Annotated in this window: 18 protein-coding genes; 13 read left to right on the top strand and 5 right to left on the bottom strand. The window is 57.5% G+C overall.

From position 1 onward, the window contains the following. Positions 1-32: 32 nt before the first annotated feature. The gene (locus K3754_RS18945) at positions 33-1,172 is read right to left on the bottom strand and encodes a phosphoserine transaminase (RefSeq protein ID WP_203209640.1); all 1,140 of its coding nucleotides are present in this window, start codon (positions 1,170-1,172) and stop codon (positions 33-35) included. Between the two features lie 157 nt (positions 1,173-1,329). Between K3754_RS18945 and serB the strand changes: the two genes are divergently transcribed. From serB to K3754_RS18925, 4 genes are all read left to right on the top strand, one after another. Further along, the gene (gene serB, locus K3754_RS18940) at positions 1,330-2,205 is read left to right on the top strand and encodes a phosphoserine phosphatase SerB (protein ID WP_259939589.1); all 876 of its coding nucleotides are present in this window, start codon (positions 1,330-1,332) and stop codon (positions 2,203-2,205) included. A 64-nt stretch (positions 2,206-2,269) separates the two neighbouring features. Further along, the gene (locus tag K3754_RS18935) at positions 2,270-2,593 is read left to right on the top strand and encodes an ArsR/SmtB family transcription factor (protein WP_409202364.1); all 324 of its coding nucleotides are present in this window, start codon (positions 2,270-2,272) and stop codon (positions 2,591-2,593) included. Next, the gene (locus K3754_RS18930) at positions 2,586-3,029 is read left to right on the top strand and encodes an SRPBCC domain-containing protein (RefSeq protein ID WP_203209643.1); all 444 of its coding nucleotides are present in this window, start codon (positions 2,586-2,588) and stop codon (positions 3,027-3,029) included. Before K3754_RS18935 ends, K3754_RS18930 begins: the two co-directional genes overlap by 8 nt. Before the next feature lie 12 nt (positions 3,030-3,041). Continuing rightward, positions 3,042-3,356 (top strand): YciI family protein, encoded by a 315-nt coding sequence (locus tag K3754_RS18925; protein WP_203209644.1) that lies wholly within the window; start codon positions 3,042-3,044, stop codon positions 3,354-3,356. A gap of 15 nt (positions 3,357-3,371) precedes the next feature. Here K3754_RS18925 and K3754_RS18920 read toward each other — a convergent pair whose 3' ends face one another. Further along, entirely contained in the window at positions 3,372-4,352 is a 981-nt protein-coding gene (locus tag K3754_RS18920; protein ID WP_259939580.1) for an asparaginase, read from the bottom strand. Positions 4,353-4,527: 175 nt separating this feature from the next. Here K3754_RS18920 and K3754_RS18915 point away from each other — a divergent pair, with 175 nt between their 5' ends. The 4 genes from K3754_RS18915 (at position 4,528) to K3754_RS18900 (ending at position 7,175) form a co-directional block, all read left to right on the top strand. Then, positions 4,528-5,058: an invasion associated locus B family protein gene (locus K3754_RS18915; protein WP_203209646.1), complete on the top strand. Its 531-nt coding sequence runs from the start codon at positions 4,528-4,530 to the stop codon at positions 5,056-5,058. 108 nt (positions 5,059-5,166) lie between these two features. Further along, positions 5,167-6,351, top strand: coding sequence for a 23S rRNA (adenine(2503)-C(2))-methyltransferase RlmN (rlmN, locus tag K3754_RS18910; RefSeq protein WP_259939562.1), 1,185 nt, complete (start codon positions 5,167-5,169; stop codon positions 6,349-6,351). Positions 6,352-6,353: 2 nt separating this feature from the next. Continuing rightward, positions 6,354-6,830 (top strand): hypothetical protein, encoded by a 477-nt coding sequence (locus tag K3754_RS18905; protein WP_259939560.1) that lies wholly within the window; start codon positions 6,354-6,356, stop codon positions 6,828-6,830. A gap of 144 nt (positions 6,831-6,974) precedes the next feature. After that, positions 6,975-7,175, top strand: coding sequence for a hypothetical protein (locus K3754_RS18900; RefSeq protein ID WP_025049271.1), 201 nt, complete (start codon positions 6,975-6,977; stop codon positions 7,173-7,175). A gap of 30 nt (positions 7,176-7,205) precedes the next feature. Here the strand turns inward: K3754_RS18900 and K3754_RS18895 are convergent, their stop codons facing one another. Beyond that, the gene (locus K3754_RS18895) at positions 7,206-8,048 is read right to left on the bottom strand and encodes a TIGR00730 family Rossman fold protein (RefSeq protein WP_203209649.1); all 843 of its coding nucleotides are present in this window, start codon (positions 8,046-8,048) and stop codon (positions 7,206-7,208) included. Positions 8,049-8,126: 78 nt separating this feature from the next. Between K3754_RS18895 and K3754_RS18890 the strand changes: the two genes are divergently transcribed. From K3754_RS18890 to K3754_RS18875, 4 genes are all read left to right on the top strand, one after another. After that, positions 8,127-9,047 (top strand): threonine/serine dehydratase, encoded by a 921-nt coding sequence (locus K3754_RS18890; RefSeq protein WP_259939556.1) that lies wholly within the window; start codon positions 8,127-8,129, stop codon positions 9,045-9,047. 230 nt (positions 9,048-9,277) lie between these two features. Then, positions 9,278-10,105: a 2,3,4,5-tetrahydropyridine-2,6-dicarboxylate N-succinyltransferase gene (gene dapD, locus K3754_RS18885; protein WP_203209651.1), complete on the top strand. Its 828-nt coding sequence runs from the start codon at positions 9,278-9,280 to the stop codon at positions 10,103-10,105. Positions 10,106-10,171: 66 nt separating this feature from the next. Continuing rightward, positions 10,172-10,426, top strand: coding sequence for a GlsB/YeaQ/YmgE family stress response membrane protein (locus K3754_RS18880; protein WP_259939553.1), 255 nt, complete (start codon positions 10,172-10,174; stop codon positions 10,424-10,426). A gap of 68 nt (positions 10,427-10,494) precedes the next feature. Further along, on the top strand, positions 10,495-10,854 hold the full coding sequence (locus K3754_RS18875; RefSeq protein ID WP_203209653.1) for a hypothetical protein: 360 nt from the start codon (positions 10,495-10,497) through the stop codon (positions 10,852-10,854). A 46-nt stretch (positions 10,855-10,900) separates the two neighbouring features. Here K3754_RS18875 and K3754_RS18870 read toward each other — a convergent pair whose 3' ends face one another. Next, positions 10,901-11,995 carry a Hint domain-containing protein gene (locus K3754_RS18870; protein ID WP_259939549.1) on the bottom strand — a complete coding sequence of 365 codons (1,095 nt, stop codon included), beginning with the start codon at positions 11,993-11,995 and terminating at the stop codon, positions 10,901-10,903. A 1-nt stretch (position 11,996) separates the two neighbouring features. Beyond that, positions 11,997-13,580 carry a Hint domain-containing protein gene (locus K3754_RS18865; protein ID WP_259939546.1) on the bottom strand — a complete coding sequence of 528 codons (1,584 nt, stop codon included), beginning with the start codon at positions 13,578-13,580 and terminating at the stop codon, positions 11,997-11,999. A gap of 266 nt (positions 13,581-13,846) precedes the next feature. Here K3754_RS18865 and dapE point away from each other — a divergent pair, with 266 nt between their 5' ends. Beyond that, complete coding sequence (gene dapE / locus K3754_RS18860) at positions 13,847-14,992, top strand: succinyl-diaminopimelate desuccinylase (protein ID WP_259939543.1); 1,146 nt, start codon at positions 13,847-13,849, stop codon at positions 14,990-14,992. Positions 14,993-15,008: the final 16 nt, after the last annotated feature.

Genomic DNA, 15,008 nt, shown 5'->3' with positions numbered 1-15,008 from the left:
ATGGGGTAGGGCGGGATTGATCCCGCCAATGCTCAGGCGTTGATTTCGGTCTCAAATGCCCATGCGAGCCATGGCAACATGGCCGCCACATCGGATGTTTCCACTGTGCCGCCGCACCAGATGCGCAGACCGGGAGGGGCATCGCGGTAAGCGCCGATATCCAGTGCCACATCCGCATCCGCCAGCCGCTTGGCCACCGCCTTGGCAAAGGCTGCGCCATCGGTGATCCGGGCATCCGTGAATTTAAGGCAAACCGAGGTGTTGGAGCGGATGGCAGGATCTGCCGCCAGAAAATCAATCCAGTCATGAGCTTTGACAAAATCGGCCACGGCCTGCGCGTTGGCATCGGCACGGGCGATCATGCCCTGCAAGCCGCCCACGGATTTGGCCCATGTCAGCGCCTGCAAATAATCCTCAACACATAGCATCGATGGCGTATTGATCGTTTCACCACGGAAAATACCTTCGTTCAGCTTGCCGCCCTTGGTCATGCGGAAAATCTTGGGCAGGGGCCATGCGGGCGTATAGCTCTCCAGACGTTCTACTGCGCGGGGGCTCAGGATCAGCATCCCATGCGCGGCTTCACCGCCAAGAACCTTTTGCCAAGAGAAGGTTGTCACATCCAGCTTGTCCCAGGGCAGATCCATCGCAAAGGCGGCGGATGTCGCGTCGCACAGGGTCAATCCTGCACGGTTTTCCGGGATCGCATCGCCATTGGCCATGCGCACGCCTGAGGTGGTGCCGTTCCAAGTGAAACACACGTCGTTGTCATAGTTCAGCGCCGTCATATCGACGATCTCGCCATATTCGGCGGTGTGGGTTGTCGCCTCGATCTTGAGCTGTTTGACCACATCCGTGACCCAGCCCGCGCCAAAACTTTCCCATGCGACCATTTGTACGGGCCGTTCGCCCAGCATGGACCACATGGCCATCTCAAACGCGCCGGTGTCTGAGGCGGGTACAATTCCGATCCGGTAATCGGCAGGCACGCCAAGAATCTCGCGGGTTGTCTCGATCGCTTCGAGCAGTTTTGCCTTGCCGACAGCGGCACGATGCGACCGGCCCAAAGGCGCGTCCGACAGATTGTTCAAATCGAATGTGGGGATTTTGGCACAGGGGCCAGAAGAAAAACGCGGATTGGCCGGCCGCGTTGCCGGTTGTTCAATAGCCATGAATGCTACCCTCTCAGATAAGCGCCCTTCGTTGGGGAAGGGTGTCCCACGAACCGAAATACGGGCAGGTGGCCTCTGGCACAAGCTGCAAAACGGGGCTAGAACGCCGCTTGGGTCGCTTTTTGCGACATGATTGGCGTGGATCGGAAACTTCCCCATGTTTACAGTTGTTTTGCTTACTTCACCGGAGACAAAGGGGCTTGAGCCTGCCTTGGTTGAAAGCCTGCGCAACGCCTGGGGCGGCGGTGATGCGGTCTGGTTGTCACCGGATGAAGCGGCGGAATTTGACGTGCAGGCCGCCCCTCCGAATCTTTGGGAGGTCTGGGAAACCTGTCAGGGCATGGGGGTTGATCTGGTGATGGTGCCCACGGAAGGGCGGCGCAAAAAGATGCTGCTCGCCGATATGGACAGCACGATGATCGAGCAGGAATGCATTGATGAGCTGGCAGATGAGGCGGGCGTGGGCGACCGGGTCAAAGACATCACTGCGCGTGCGATGAACGGTGAGCTTGATTTTGACGGGGCGCTGAAGGAACGGGTTGGCCTGATGGCCGGGCTGGACGCCGCCGTGATCGACAAAGTGTTGAAAGAACGTATCACCTTGATGCCGGGCGGCGCGGCCCTTCTCGGCACGATGAAGGCAAGCGGTGCTTATGCGGCATTGGTGTCTGGCGGGTTCACGGCTTTTACGGCCAGGGTCGCAGGCAAGCTTGGATTTGACGAAAACCGCGCCAATACACTTCTGATCAAAGATGGCAAACTGACCGGAGAGGTCGCTATGCCGATCCTTGGCAAACAGGCCAAGGTAGATGCGCTGGAGCAGATCACCACGCGGCTTGGCCTGACAGATCAGGACGTGCTGGCGGTGGGCGACGGGGCCAATGATCTGGGCATGTTGACACGCGCAGGGCTTGGCGTTGCCTTACATGCCAAGCCGACTGTTGCGGCGCAATGTGACGTGCGGATCAACCATGGTGATCTGACGGCGCTGTTGTTTGTGCAGGGGTATGGCCGCGAAGACTTTGCCGTTTAACCTGATATTAATATTTAACGGTTTACTTAATTAACAAATCTGTTAAATTAAGGTCATGAACAACATGACCCGCACCTTTGCTGCCCTTGCAGATCCGACCCGCCTGACGGTGGTGGAGGAGTTGATGCAGCGCGGTGAAATGCCTGCGGGCGATCTTGTTTCACATGTCGGCATGTCGCCGCCTGCGGTCTCGCGGCATCTCAAGGTGCTGCGTGAGGCTGGCGTGGTGACGCAACGGGCCGATGGAACCAAACGATATTATCGTGTTGCCCCGGAATCGATGCGCGCAATTGTGGATTGGACAATTGCGCACCGTAGCTTTTGGGAGGCCAGCCTTGACCGGTTGGATGCGATTTTGGCTGAGGAGGGGGGTGCGCACGATGAGTGACATCAGATTGGAGCGGGAATTCCCCGTCACACAGAAACGGCTGTTCGAGGTGCTGACCACCCAGTCTAGCATCGTGCAATGGTGGGGGCATGACGGCTGGACCATGATGGAAGAACAGCTTGATTTTTCGCGCACAGGCCCGTGGTTTGCCGATATGCGCAGTGAAGAGGGCAACCGGTTCAAGCTGTCCGGTCAGGTCACGCGGGTCTCGCCCCATGAGGTCATCGGCTTCACTTGGGGTTGGCACGACGAAGAAGACCAGCGCGGGCCCGAAAGCCATGTCACCTTTACCATTGCCGAAACCGCCAAAGGGGCGCGGTTGGTGGTGGATCACCGCGAATTGGTCTCGGACGATATTGCAGCACAACACGAAAGAGGTTGGGGCGGCCCACTGTCGCGGCTTGAACGTCTATTGAGCAAAGAAACCAAGGATTAAGAGGAGGAAATTATGCCAGAGTTTATGTTTGCCTATCACGGCGGGAAAATGCCGGAAACACCCGAAGAGGGCGCCAAGGCCATGGCGGCCTGGGAGGCGTGGTACAAGGATCTCGGTGAGAGTGTCGTCCATCCCGGCAACCCTGTCGGCATGTCCAAGACGGTCAGCGCCGGCGGGATCGCCGATGATGGCGGATCGAACCCGTTGTCGGGCTTTACCATCGTCAAAGCGGACAGCATTGAGGCGGCCTGCAAAATGGCGGCGGCGTGCCCGATGGTGGCTGATGGCAGCGGCACCGCCGAAGTCGCGCCTATCGTCGAAATGTAAGACCGGTCCGGCGGGTCAGATCAGGCCCGCCGCTGGTTTCAGAACACCTGTTTCAATCCCCCGCCAGTTCTTGATCGGCGCATTTAGCCGCTTCAACGTGGCAGGGTGGCTTGCATCCAATACCCCCAAACGCACCAGCAAGGCCGCAATTGCGCATTCCGCGGCACGGGTGGTCCCGCAAGCTGCCTTGAGCGCGATACCCAATTTCTGCTCGGGGAGGATCGCGATAAAGAACCCCTCGGCGCCGGTCTTAAGCGCCACTTTTCCATCCATTGCTCGCATCAATTCGGTGCAGGCCCGCCCTTCGCCTGCGACCAACTCGGGGTGCAGGCGCATCGCCTGATGCAACCGTGCCTCGGCGCTGCCTTCCGCGGCATTGGCAAAATGTGCCATGGCACGGGCCATACCATGCAGGGTGCAGGCGTAGTTCGGGGCGGAACATCCATCAATGCCAAAACCGGGCGAAGTTTCCTGCGTAACGGTCTCAAACGCCTCGAGACAGGCGCGTTGGATCGGGTGATCGGGGTCAACGTATTCGGCATTGCCGCCCAAATGCTGGTTCAGGGTCAAAAAACCCGAATGCTTGCCAGAGCAATTGTTGTGGATCTGGCAGGGCTTTTCATGGGCGCGGATCAGCGCCTCACGGGCGGGAGTATCATTGGGTTCTTGCGGGCCGCAACGGAAATCATCGTCGCTTAGGCCCAGCGTCTCAAGCCAGACCGCAACCCGATCCGTGTGGATCGCCGCGCCCTGATGGGAGGCGCAAGACAGCGCCAGTTGTTCGGTTGTCAGACTGGCTTTGTCCGCCGCGCCAGAGGTGATCAAAGGCAGCGCCTGAATCATCTTGGAAGAACTGCGCGGCAGGATCACGGTCTCCGGATTGCCCCATGCATCCACGATCTGGCCGGTGCTGTCGCAAATCACCGCATGGCCCGAATGCACGCTTTCAAGGAAGGGACCGCGCCAAATTTCTGCGAAGGGGGCCGGATTGGTCATGATTTCGTCCTTTTCGTGGGCGAAAACCTGCCAATCAGGCTTTCGTCGGTCGCGTGTTTGGCGTTAATATGCTTGTTGTCGAGAATATAACAGACCCTGTAGAAGAGCGATCCATTTAAAGGATGGCCGAGGGCTCTGGATAAATTGAGGTAGAAGTCAGCTGGAGGCTGCACAGATGCGAACTGGAAGAACACTTGGATATGCGTTTGGGCTTATGGCTCTTGCCGCATTCCCCGCTGCCGCGCAGGAACAAAGCACAAACCGGGTTGCCGCAAAAACCGATTGGAGCGTTTTTGTCGAAGACAATCCAACCGAATGCTGGGGCGTCTCAACACCCAAAGAATCTGTAAACACTCGCGACGGGCGCGTTGTGGCGGTGAACCGGGGTCAAACCCTGCTCATGGTTTTTTACCGTCCCTCAGCCGGTGCCAAGGGTCAGGTTGCCTTTACAGGCGGCTATCCTTTTGCAGCTGGATCCACGGTCAACATGGATATTTCCGGCACCACGTTTGAGCTGTTCACCGAGGGTGAATGGGCTTGGCCTGCGACCACCGATGACGATGCCAAGATCATCACTGCAATGAAACGTGGCGCGACGGCGATCCTTTCAGGGCGTTCCGGGCGTGGCACCAACACCAAAGATACGTTTTCTCTGCTCGGCTTTACCGCGGCTGTGGAAGATGCGGGAAAACGCTGCGGCGGGTAAAACCTGTTGCGGTTTGCTAAAACGGCCCTGCACCTGCGGGGCTGTTTTCTTTTGATCCGGGCGCGATCCTCTATATAGAGGCGCATCACCCCTCATTGGAGATTCGCCATGTCCGGCACTGCACCGATCACACAGGACGTCATGACCATCCCGCGCAAATTGCCGGATGGGCCAATGAACCTTGTCGGGCTGACGCGGGAGAAACTGCGCGACGTTCTGATTGCCAGCGGCACCCCTGAAAAACAGGCCAAGATGCGCGTTGGCCAGATCTGGCAGTGGATTTATCTGTGGGGCGTGCGCGACTTTGCCGAGATGACCAATCTGTCCAAGGCCTACCGCGCCGAATTGGCCGAACAATTCGTCATCGAAATTCCCGAGGTGGTCACGCGGCAAATCTCCACAGACGGCACGCGGAAATATCTGGTCAAGATTGCCGGCGGTCATGAGGTCGAGATCGTCTATATCCCCGAGGATTCACGCGGCACGCTGTGCATTTCCTCTCAGGTGGGTTGCACGCTGACCTGTTCGTTCTGTCATACGGGCACGCAAAAACTGGTCCGCAACCTGACCGCGGCCGAAATCATCGGTCAGGTGATGGTGGTACGTGACGATCTGGGCGAATGGCCGGAGATCGGCGCGAAAAACGTCGAAGGGCGTCTTTTGTCAAACATCGTTCTGATGGGCATGGGCGAACCTCTTTATAATTTCGAAAATGTGCGCGATGCGATGAAGATCGCGATGGATGCCGAGGGCATTCAGCTGTCGCGCCGGCGCATCACCCTGTCCACATCCGGTGTGGTGCCGGAGATTGCCCGAACCGCCGAAGAAATCGGGTGCCAGCTTGCCGTTTCTTTCCATGCCACCACAGACGAAGTGCGCGACAAGCTGGTCCCGATCAACAAACGTTGGAACATTGAAACCTTGCTGGACGCCCTGCGGGTCTATCCCAAAGTGTCCAACTCTGAACGGATTACATTTGAATATGTGATGCTGCATGGGATCAACGACAGTGACGAAGATGCCCGCCGATTGGTAAAACTGATCGACGGTATCCCGGCCAAGATCAATCTGATCCCCTTCAATGAATGGCCCGGCGCACCCTACAAAAGGTCGTCAAACAACCGCATCCGTGCGTTTTCTGAGATCGTCTATAAAGCCGGCTATGCCAGCCCCGTCCGGACACCACGCGGCGAAGATATCATGGCCGCCTGCGGACAGCTCAAATCGGCCACCGAACGCGAACGCAAATCCCGCAAGCAGATCGCCCAAGAGGCGGGCCTGGCAGGAAGCTGACATTGCCAGCGCATTTCTTGGTTGCGGCAGACCTGCCCGGACGGCTGACGATCATGCCTTGTCCGACAGGGAATGATCTGGCAGATCAGTTTGCATCCTTTGCGCAGGCCGGGATCACGCGCATCATCTCTATGCTGGCCCCTGATGAGGCGGGTTTGCTGGGCGTCGCTTCAGAAACCAGATTATGCGCCGATGCGGGCATCGCCTTTGAAAACCATCCAATTGTTGATTTTGGATTGCCTGACCAATCCGCCTTTCGCAGGTTGGTGGCCCATATCACGGATCATCTGCAAAACGGCGCACATGTCGCCATCCACTGCCGCGCCGGTATCGGGCGATCTGGCATGGTGGCATCCGCCGTGTTGATCCGTCTGGGGTATGCGCCGGAACAGGCCATCGACAAGGTCAGCATTGCCCGCGGCGTTTCCATTCCCGACACAATCGAACAGCGGCAATTTATACTAGATTTTGCACCTTAACGCCGCAGATTTGGCTTTCGCCGTTATTTTCATGGCTGAAAAGGTTTTGGGAAATACCTTTATTCTGCCGCAATTCGGTTCAAATGCTGCCATGGTCACGCGCAAGGGTTGTTTCCAGATTGAAACCAATCAAGGAGCGGACCCATGTCCTTTATCTCTAAGAAAGACCAATTCGACACCAGCAAGGTGTTCGACTTTATCCTGAGCGAACGCGCCTGCGCCCTTTCTGTGCGTGAATGGAAGCACCGGCTGGCCGGCTATGGCTATGCGATCAAGGAAACGCTGCACGGCCAGGTCGTTGAAACCCTTCCGCACCACGTTGAAGTGGGTGTTTTGCCTGCGTAACCCGCAGGCAAGACCATTTGATACGGATCGTTATCTGCCTGGAATAGCATCCCGCGCCGGGGCCGTTTCCCAGTTCTCGATCAAATCCATTGCCTCTTGCGCCGTTTCGACAAAGCGGAAGAGATCCAGATCCTCGGCCGAAATTGTGCCGGCATCCGCCAATGCATCCCAGTTGATGATCTTTTTCCAGAATTCCTCGCCAAACAGCAGGAATGGGACCCGTTGCATTCGGCCCGTCTGAATCAGCGTCAGCGCTTCGAACAACTCATCCATGGTGCCAAAGCCGCCAGGGAAAACACAAATTGCCTTTGCCCGCATCAGGAAGTGCATCTTGCGGATCGCAAAGTAGTGGAAGTTAAAGCACAGCTCGGGCGTTACGTATTCGTTTGGCGCCTGTTCAAACGGCAACACGATGTTGAGGCCAATGGAATGCCCGCCCGCGTCAACCGCGCCGCGGTTGCCAGCCTCCATCACACCCGGCCCGCCGCCGGTCACAATCACATTCTCATGACCGCCACCTTCCATGGATTTCAACGTCATCAGCCGCGCAAATTCGCGTGTCTCATCGTAAAAGCGTGACAAATCCGACAGTGTCTGTGTGCGGGCTTTGTCCTTGTCCGCCGGGGCGGGGATGCGCGCGCCACCAAACAGTACAATCGTGCTTTCGATGCCTTGCTCATCCAGCATCAGCTGCGGTTTCAGCAGCTCAAGTTGCAGGCGAACAGGGCGCAACTCATCCCGGCACAGGAAATCCTCATCCGCAAAAGCCAACCGATAGGCTGGCGCGCGGCTTTGTGGTGTGTCGGGGACATGTTCGGCAGAATCGCGGTCTGTATGGGCGTCTCTGAACGGGCTGGTACGATCGTCTTTCATGAGGGTCACTTCCTGCTTGCGCGTTTGGTCCAGAGCTATAGGGTTTGCGCTTTGAGCACCAGCAACAGGAGCGTGATCATGGATTGGAAAGCTGAGATTGAGGCGGCAAAAGCACGGGTTGCGCCCTATGTTCGCGAAACGCCGGTGATCACCACCCGCAGCTTTGGTTTGTCCTATCCGGTCAACATGAAACTTGAGCATATGCAGCACACCGGCACGTTCAAGGCACGCGGAGCGTTCAACACCTTGCTGTCCACAAATGTACCGAAGGGCGGCGTTGTTGCGGCCAGCGGCGGCAATCATGGTGCGGCTGTGGCCCATGCGGCCAAGGCGCTGGGCCATGACGCCCATATTTTTGTGCCTGAACTGGCCGGTCCTGCAAAAATTGATCTGATCCGCCGCACAGGCGCGGAACTGACTGTTGTCTCCGGTGAATATGCAAATGCGCTTGCCGCCGCACAGGCCCATGAGGCCAAAACCGGTGCGATGCAGATCCATGCCTATGACGCGCCGGGCACAGTCGCGGGCCAAGGCACCATGATGGCGGAATGGGAGGCCCAGGGCCTTGATGCCGACACCGTGCTGATCGCTGTGGGAGGCGGAGGTTTGATCGGAGGTGCGCTTGGCTGGCTTCAGGGCCGCCGCAAGGTGGTGGGCGTTGAACCGCGCCATTGCTGTGCGTTGCATAAGGCGCTGGAATACGGGGAACCTTGCGATGTGCCGGTGTCGGGTGTCGCAGCCAATGCCCTTGGTGCACGGCGCATTGGCGATATTTGTTTTGGTTTGGCGCAGGCCCATCTGGGCGCGTCCGTATTGGTGGATGATGATGCGATCATCGCTGCGCAGGTGGCACTTTGGCGTGAATGGCGCATTCTGGTCGAACCGGCTGGCGCTGCCGCGCTCGCCGCCTTGATGAGCGGCGCCTACCAGCCAGAGCCGGGCGAAAAGGTCGCTGTTCTGCTCTGCGGGGCAAACCCGGCCCCCGATCCGATTTCATGAACCAGCGCCCTCGCAATTTGGCCGAATCCCATCCTCATTTGGCAAGAAAAACTCAATAAAGGCCTTTCAGCAAAGGGGCATGGCCGCTGATCCGTGACATCTTTGGCGCTTTTGCGTGGGCGGGCGGCGGTTTTGAAGGTGATGTGGCGGTCGGAATGCCCGATTGATCCAAGGGGGGGGAGCGGCTATAGCCCGCGACAAGCCTGAGAATTGAAATTGGAGATACGGATATGTCGAACGCGCAGCTGGAAACCGCCATTGAGGCAGCATGGGACACCCGCGATCAGATCACCTCGGCCACCACGGGCGAAGTGCGCGAGGCCATCGAAGACACCCTGAACGCGCTGGACAGCGGCAAACTGCGGGTCGCCGAAAAACAGGCAGACGGATCTTGGCATGTGAACCAATGGGCCAAAAAGGCGGTTCTGCTTGGCTTCCGTATCAAGGACATGGAACACCAAGAGGGCGGTCCACAAGGCGCAGGCTGGTGGGACAAAGTTGACAGCAAGTTCAAAGGCTGGGGCGACAACCAGTGGAAAGCTGCCGGTTTCCGTGCGGTGCCAAACTGTGTGGTTCGCAAATCGGCCTTCATTGCGCCCGGCGTGGTGTTGATGCCTTCTTTCGTGAACATCGGCGCCTATGTCGACAGCGGCACGATGGTCGACACATGGGCGACCGTTGGCTCTTGCGCCCAGATCGGTAAGAACGTGCATCTGTCTGGCGGCGTTGGCATCGGCGGCGTGTTGGAGCCGATGCAGGCAGGTCCAACCATCATCGAAGACAACTGCTTTATCGGGGCGCGGTCTGAGGTTGTTGAGGGGTGTATCGTGCGTGAGGGTTCGGTTCTGGGCATGGGCGTGTTCATTGGCCAGTCGACCAAGATCGTGGACCGCGAAACCGGCGAAGTCATGTATGGCGAAGTGCCGTCTGGTTCCGTTGTGGTTGCGGGCTCCATGCCGTCTAAAAATGGCGTGAACCTTTACTGCGCCGTGATCGTCAAACGCGTGGACGAAAAGACCCGTTCCAAGACATCCATCAACGAGCTGCTGCGCGACTGATCTGCCTCGCGGGAACCAAACATAGCGGTGGTGCGTTCTCCTTCCAACAAGGTGAAGGAGAACGACATGACGGGACTTGGATGGTTTGCGGCGCTGATCGTCGGGGCGCTTGCCGGCTGGATTGCTGAAAAGATAATGAAGCGTGACCATGGTCTGCTGCTGAATGTCTTCATGGGCATCGTTGGTGCGATGCTGTTCAATGCGATCCTTGGGTTTATCTTCGGCTCGTCGCTGGGTGGCTGGATTGGACAATTGTTTGCCGGTGTTGTTGGGGCCTGCATCCTGATCGCGGCGATCAACGCCTTTCGCAGCCGGCCCTGAGCCGAGGCTTTTCAATTCCCACAGATCACGCTAGGGCTGCCTTTCACACAGAAAAGGTGGCCCTTGTCATGTCTGATCCTAAGAAAGCCAAAAAGAAATCACGCCAACAGGTGTTTACCCTGCTGGTTCAGATTGGCCGCAAAGAGGGTGATGGCTTGCCGGACAAGGCAACCGGTGCGGCCCTTATGTGTTTTGCCTCCGGCATAGATGAGGCCGAAGCCGTGCGCGAAACCGTTGCCATTCTCAAACAGGCGGACACAAATCCATTGGATGTCACCGGCTACGGCACCATGGAGGAACGTGAGGCCGACGGACAAGAGATCGGCGACGAAGAACGCGCCTTGATGCAGCGGGCATTAGAGGAAAACGCCGTCATCGTGGCACAGATGACCCCGTTCTTTGACAAGGAACTGCCCTCACCGGAATGAGGCAAGGATCGCCGCGCCGCGCTTTCCTTGGTTTGCCACTCCGAAATCAGGCCGCCCGCTGACGCGCCAGGTGGATGGCATCATACCAGCGCAAGACATGGTGCGCGGGGCGTCCATGTTCGGGCAGGGAGCCCCGGTCGAAAGAACGCAACAGGCTGTTGGCCAGATGTTGGCCATTGCGCCGGATACGCCCGATATAAAGGCTTTCCAGCGTGGTGCCAGCGGCGAGCAATGTCTCATGGGAAGGCAACAACAACTGGGCATAGCGAATGACCGGTCCGCAGGGTTCCTCCAACGCGGCAAAGCCATTAACCAGATGGCGGGCGGGCACCAGAACCGCCTCTTGGTTGAACAGGTATTCCACCTCTGGCCCATCGATGATCAATCTTTGATCGGGAGACACGATGATGTCCTGTTGCAAGCCAAAATAGGGCGCCCGCAACCGCACAGGGCGATAACTTCCGCGCGCCGGGACCATCCGGTCAAGACTGTGCAGAACCGGAACCGTACCTGCGTTCCCCGTCAAGACGGTATCGCCGCGCTGCAACTGCCCCACTTCTTTGTATCCGCGCGGGGTCGCGACAGGTGTGCTTGGCAACAGGCTCGGCATGGGGCCAATCGGCTCAATCTTGTTCGAAAGCGCGGCAAAGATCATATCGGCTGAAAAGCTGTGATCATTGCGCCCCAACATCAGGTCGCGGATGTCATCAAGCGGCAGCGGTTTGGGCACTTCGATATAGGCATGCGAGATTTGTGCATCCTCTGGCCGCTCCAGCGTCATCCGTGCCCAATTGGCGGCGCAGTCCCATGAATAGGTGATACGGACAACATCTGTGCGACCGGTCTCGGACCTCTGGATCGCAGCATGGCAGATGTCCTGATCCTGCACCTGTACCATCGCGATGCCGCCACCGGGGATCGCCTGAAAGGTCAAGCTGCGCAATTCAGGATAGGTTGTCTTGTAACCGAACAATACCTGCGGCTTGCCATCCGGTGACAGCCGGGTCTCGAACATGATCGTGCCGCGGTTGAGCAAACTGCGTGGGTGATCAGGCAGCAGCGGTCTGTCTTTCTTGTCAGCGCCCAGTCCACGCAGGGAAAGCCGCCGGTCGTCGTGATCACTGAGGGCAAGCCATGTCATCTTAGGCCACCTGTCCAGAGCGCAGCAAATCTGCCTCAAACCGTTTCAAGGTTCGCCGTGCAGCGGGCGGATAGCCAATGCCCGTTTCGGGATCAATCTCAGGGAACAATGCGCATATCTCTGCCACGACTTCAGTTTCAAAACTCTTGTTGGTTTGAGGGCCCGGCAGATAGCTTTCTGTTTCCAAACCTTCGGAGAACACCACCTGATGGCGGTCAAACAGCAGGTGAACATAGGTCACATCGCCGCCTGGCTTGCGCCGAACGGAGCGATCATTGACCAGATCACGCGCGGCGACCAGCACCTCTGCCTCACCAAACAAAAGCTCTGCCAGATTGTCACGGATCAAGACCCGGTGCAGCGGAGACACCAACAGGTCGCGGTGATCGCCAAAGGTATTGGCGCGAATGTGAATCGGTGCAAACTCGCCTTCCGCCTTTACCGTGCGGGTTCCGATCCAGCGCAGTGGCTGTGGCCCGTCATCCTGGGTCAGCACCAGATCACCCGGCATCAAGGTCTCGGCAGGGCGTTCGCCGTCAGGCGTTGCGATCATTGTCCCCGCGACAAAGCAAGGCACACCCGTTGCGTTGACAAAGCCGACATCAACATCACTGCCGTTGTCGACGGTATAAGTAAAGTTGAAGTTCTCGACATCGCCATCACCCGTCACCGTAAAGGTGCCATTTGGGTTCAGCTTGACCGTTTGCCCTGTGGGCAGCGTGATCGTGTCACCGGCAACGACATCCTGTCCGTTGATCTGGGTGATTGTCAGGGTGCTGCCGGGTGTGTTGTTGATGTCGTTGGCCAGAACATCGATGTCTTTGTCGCCGTCTGGATAAAGGTCAATGTTATCGGACACCGCAACAAGGCTGGTCTGAACAGAGTTGCCTGCAATCAACAGATTTGAATCGAACTGGTTGTCCGACACATCCGCGATGGCGATCCGCATGGAGTTGACCACATTCGGTGTGACAGCCATCGTCAGGGTCATCGTGATGGTAAAACCGTCCATCTCGGTGTTGTAATCGTCAGACTGGTTGTTGACGTACATGTTGATGTTATTCGTGGTGTTGACGTTACCCGGATCGGTATCGCCGTTGCCAACATCCATCGGCACCAGATCGCCATTGACCCAGACACCCACAAAATCCTGATAGATCGAGTTTTGAAATTCGGGGTATTCCTCGGATGAGAACACAAACTGCATTGTCATTGTGGCCGCATCGGGGATGAAATCCACATCCAGCGTCGCGGCATCATAGGTGCGCGCGCCGGAGTGGTTGTTGTACATGCTGACGTTGTTGCTGCCAGAGGTATTGGTGCCGGTGTTTGTGCTTTGGTTGGATTGACCGCTGGAGTTGGTGAAATCCTCAGCCTCACCCGTGGACATGATCACGCCGGTATCAGATGGCGTGACACCCGGCGCAACGCTGTCGCCGTTTGAGTAAATACCCGCGCTGTCGCGATCACCGTAGTAAGTTGCGCCAGTGACCGTGACGCCATTGCCAAAGATCGCCTGCGCCATATCAAGCGCGGTTGTGCCCTCGCGCACCGTTTCGATAGGAAGTTCCGACGCTGCTACCATTGTGCCTCAAACCTCTGGTTCGGACAGAACGTGGCAGCCTGCATGGTTTTCCCATGCGAATGATCTTGGATGCAAACGCGGCCGGATTTTTCCGGTTTTGTCATCTGCGGTATGCTGCTGCGCCCTGCCTCGGGTCATATTATTGACACAAACTTAACACGAGGATTTAGGAACTGTTAACCTTTTCTCGGCCATCCCCCTTGGCATCGCGTGTTTTTCGCCACAAAACAGGGCAAATTTCACTGACCTAGCCAAAAGGAACCGCCATGCCCGGTGTTGATCCCGCCGAATTGACCGCGCAGCTTGTGCGCTGTGCCTCTGTCACCCCTGCCAATGAAGGGGCGTTGGAGATCCTGCATGATCTGCTGTGCGAGGCCGGATTCGAATGTGCCTGGGCGGATCGGGGCGGCATTCGCAACCTGTTCGCCCGTTGGGGCAAAAAGGGCAACACACGATCCTTTGGGTTCAATGGTCACACCGATGTCGTGCCCATTGGCAATCCCCAGGATTGGTCCATGCCCCCCTTTGGCGCGGAGGTGAAAGACGGGATCATGTATGGGCGTGGCACCACGGACATGAAATCTGGCGTTGCTGCCTTTGCTGCCGCAGCCGTAGATTTTGTGAAGGACACGCCGCCCGATGGATCGATCATTCTGACCATCACGGGTGACGAAGAGGGCGACGCGCTGGATGGCACCACGGCGTTGCTTGAATACATGGAAAATCATGGCGAGCGCATGGATGTGTGCTTGGTCGGGGAGCCAACCTGCCCGGAAACCATGGGCGAAATGATGAAGATCGGACGTCGTGGTTCGATGAACGCAAAGATCACCGTGACCGGAGTGCAGGGCCATTCGGCCTATCCGCACCGCGCCAATAATCCGCTGAATGCGATGGTGCGGCTTGTGGACAAGCTGGCCTCCCATGAGCTGGACCAGGGCACCGATCACTTTGATGCATCCACCCTTGCCGTAGTTACTGTCGATACCGGAAATCCGGCGACGAATGTTATCCCGGCAAGCTGTTCTGCGGGTCTGAACATCCGGTTCAACGATCTGCACTCAGGCGCCAGCCTGACCAAATGGTTGGAGCAGGAAAATTCCCTCATCCGTGACGAATTTGGCGTTGAGATCGAGATGAGCGTCAAGATTTCCGGCGAGAGCTTTATCACCCCACCCGGACCCCTGTCGGACTTGATCGGCAAGGCCGTGAAAGCGGAAACCGGCGTTCAGCCGGTGTTGTCCACGTCCGGCGGCACGTCAGACGCCCGATTTGTCAAACATCATTGCCCGGTGGTTGAATTTGGTTTGGTCGGTCAATCGATGCATAAGGTCGATGAACATGTGAAGGTGGATCATATCCATCAGCTCAAGGCGATTTATGGCCGCATTCTTCAGGACTATTTTGCGTGAAAAACGCCACCCTCAT

Source organism: Sulfitobacter sp. M368 (genome assembly GCF_025141875.1).
GTDB classification, from domain to species: Bacteria; Pseudomonadota; Alphaproteobacteria; order Rhodobacterales; family Rhodobacteraceae; genus Sulfitobacter; species Sulfitobacter mediterraneus_A.
Note: the sequence above shows the minus strand (reverse complement) of the source record. Positions and strands in the feature narration are given on the sequence as shown.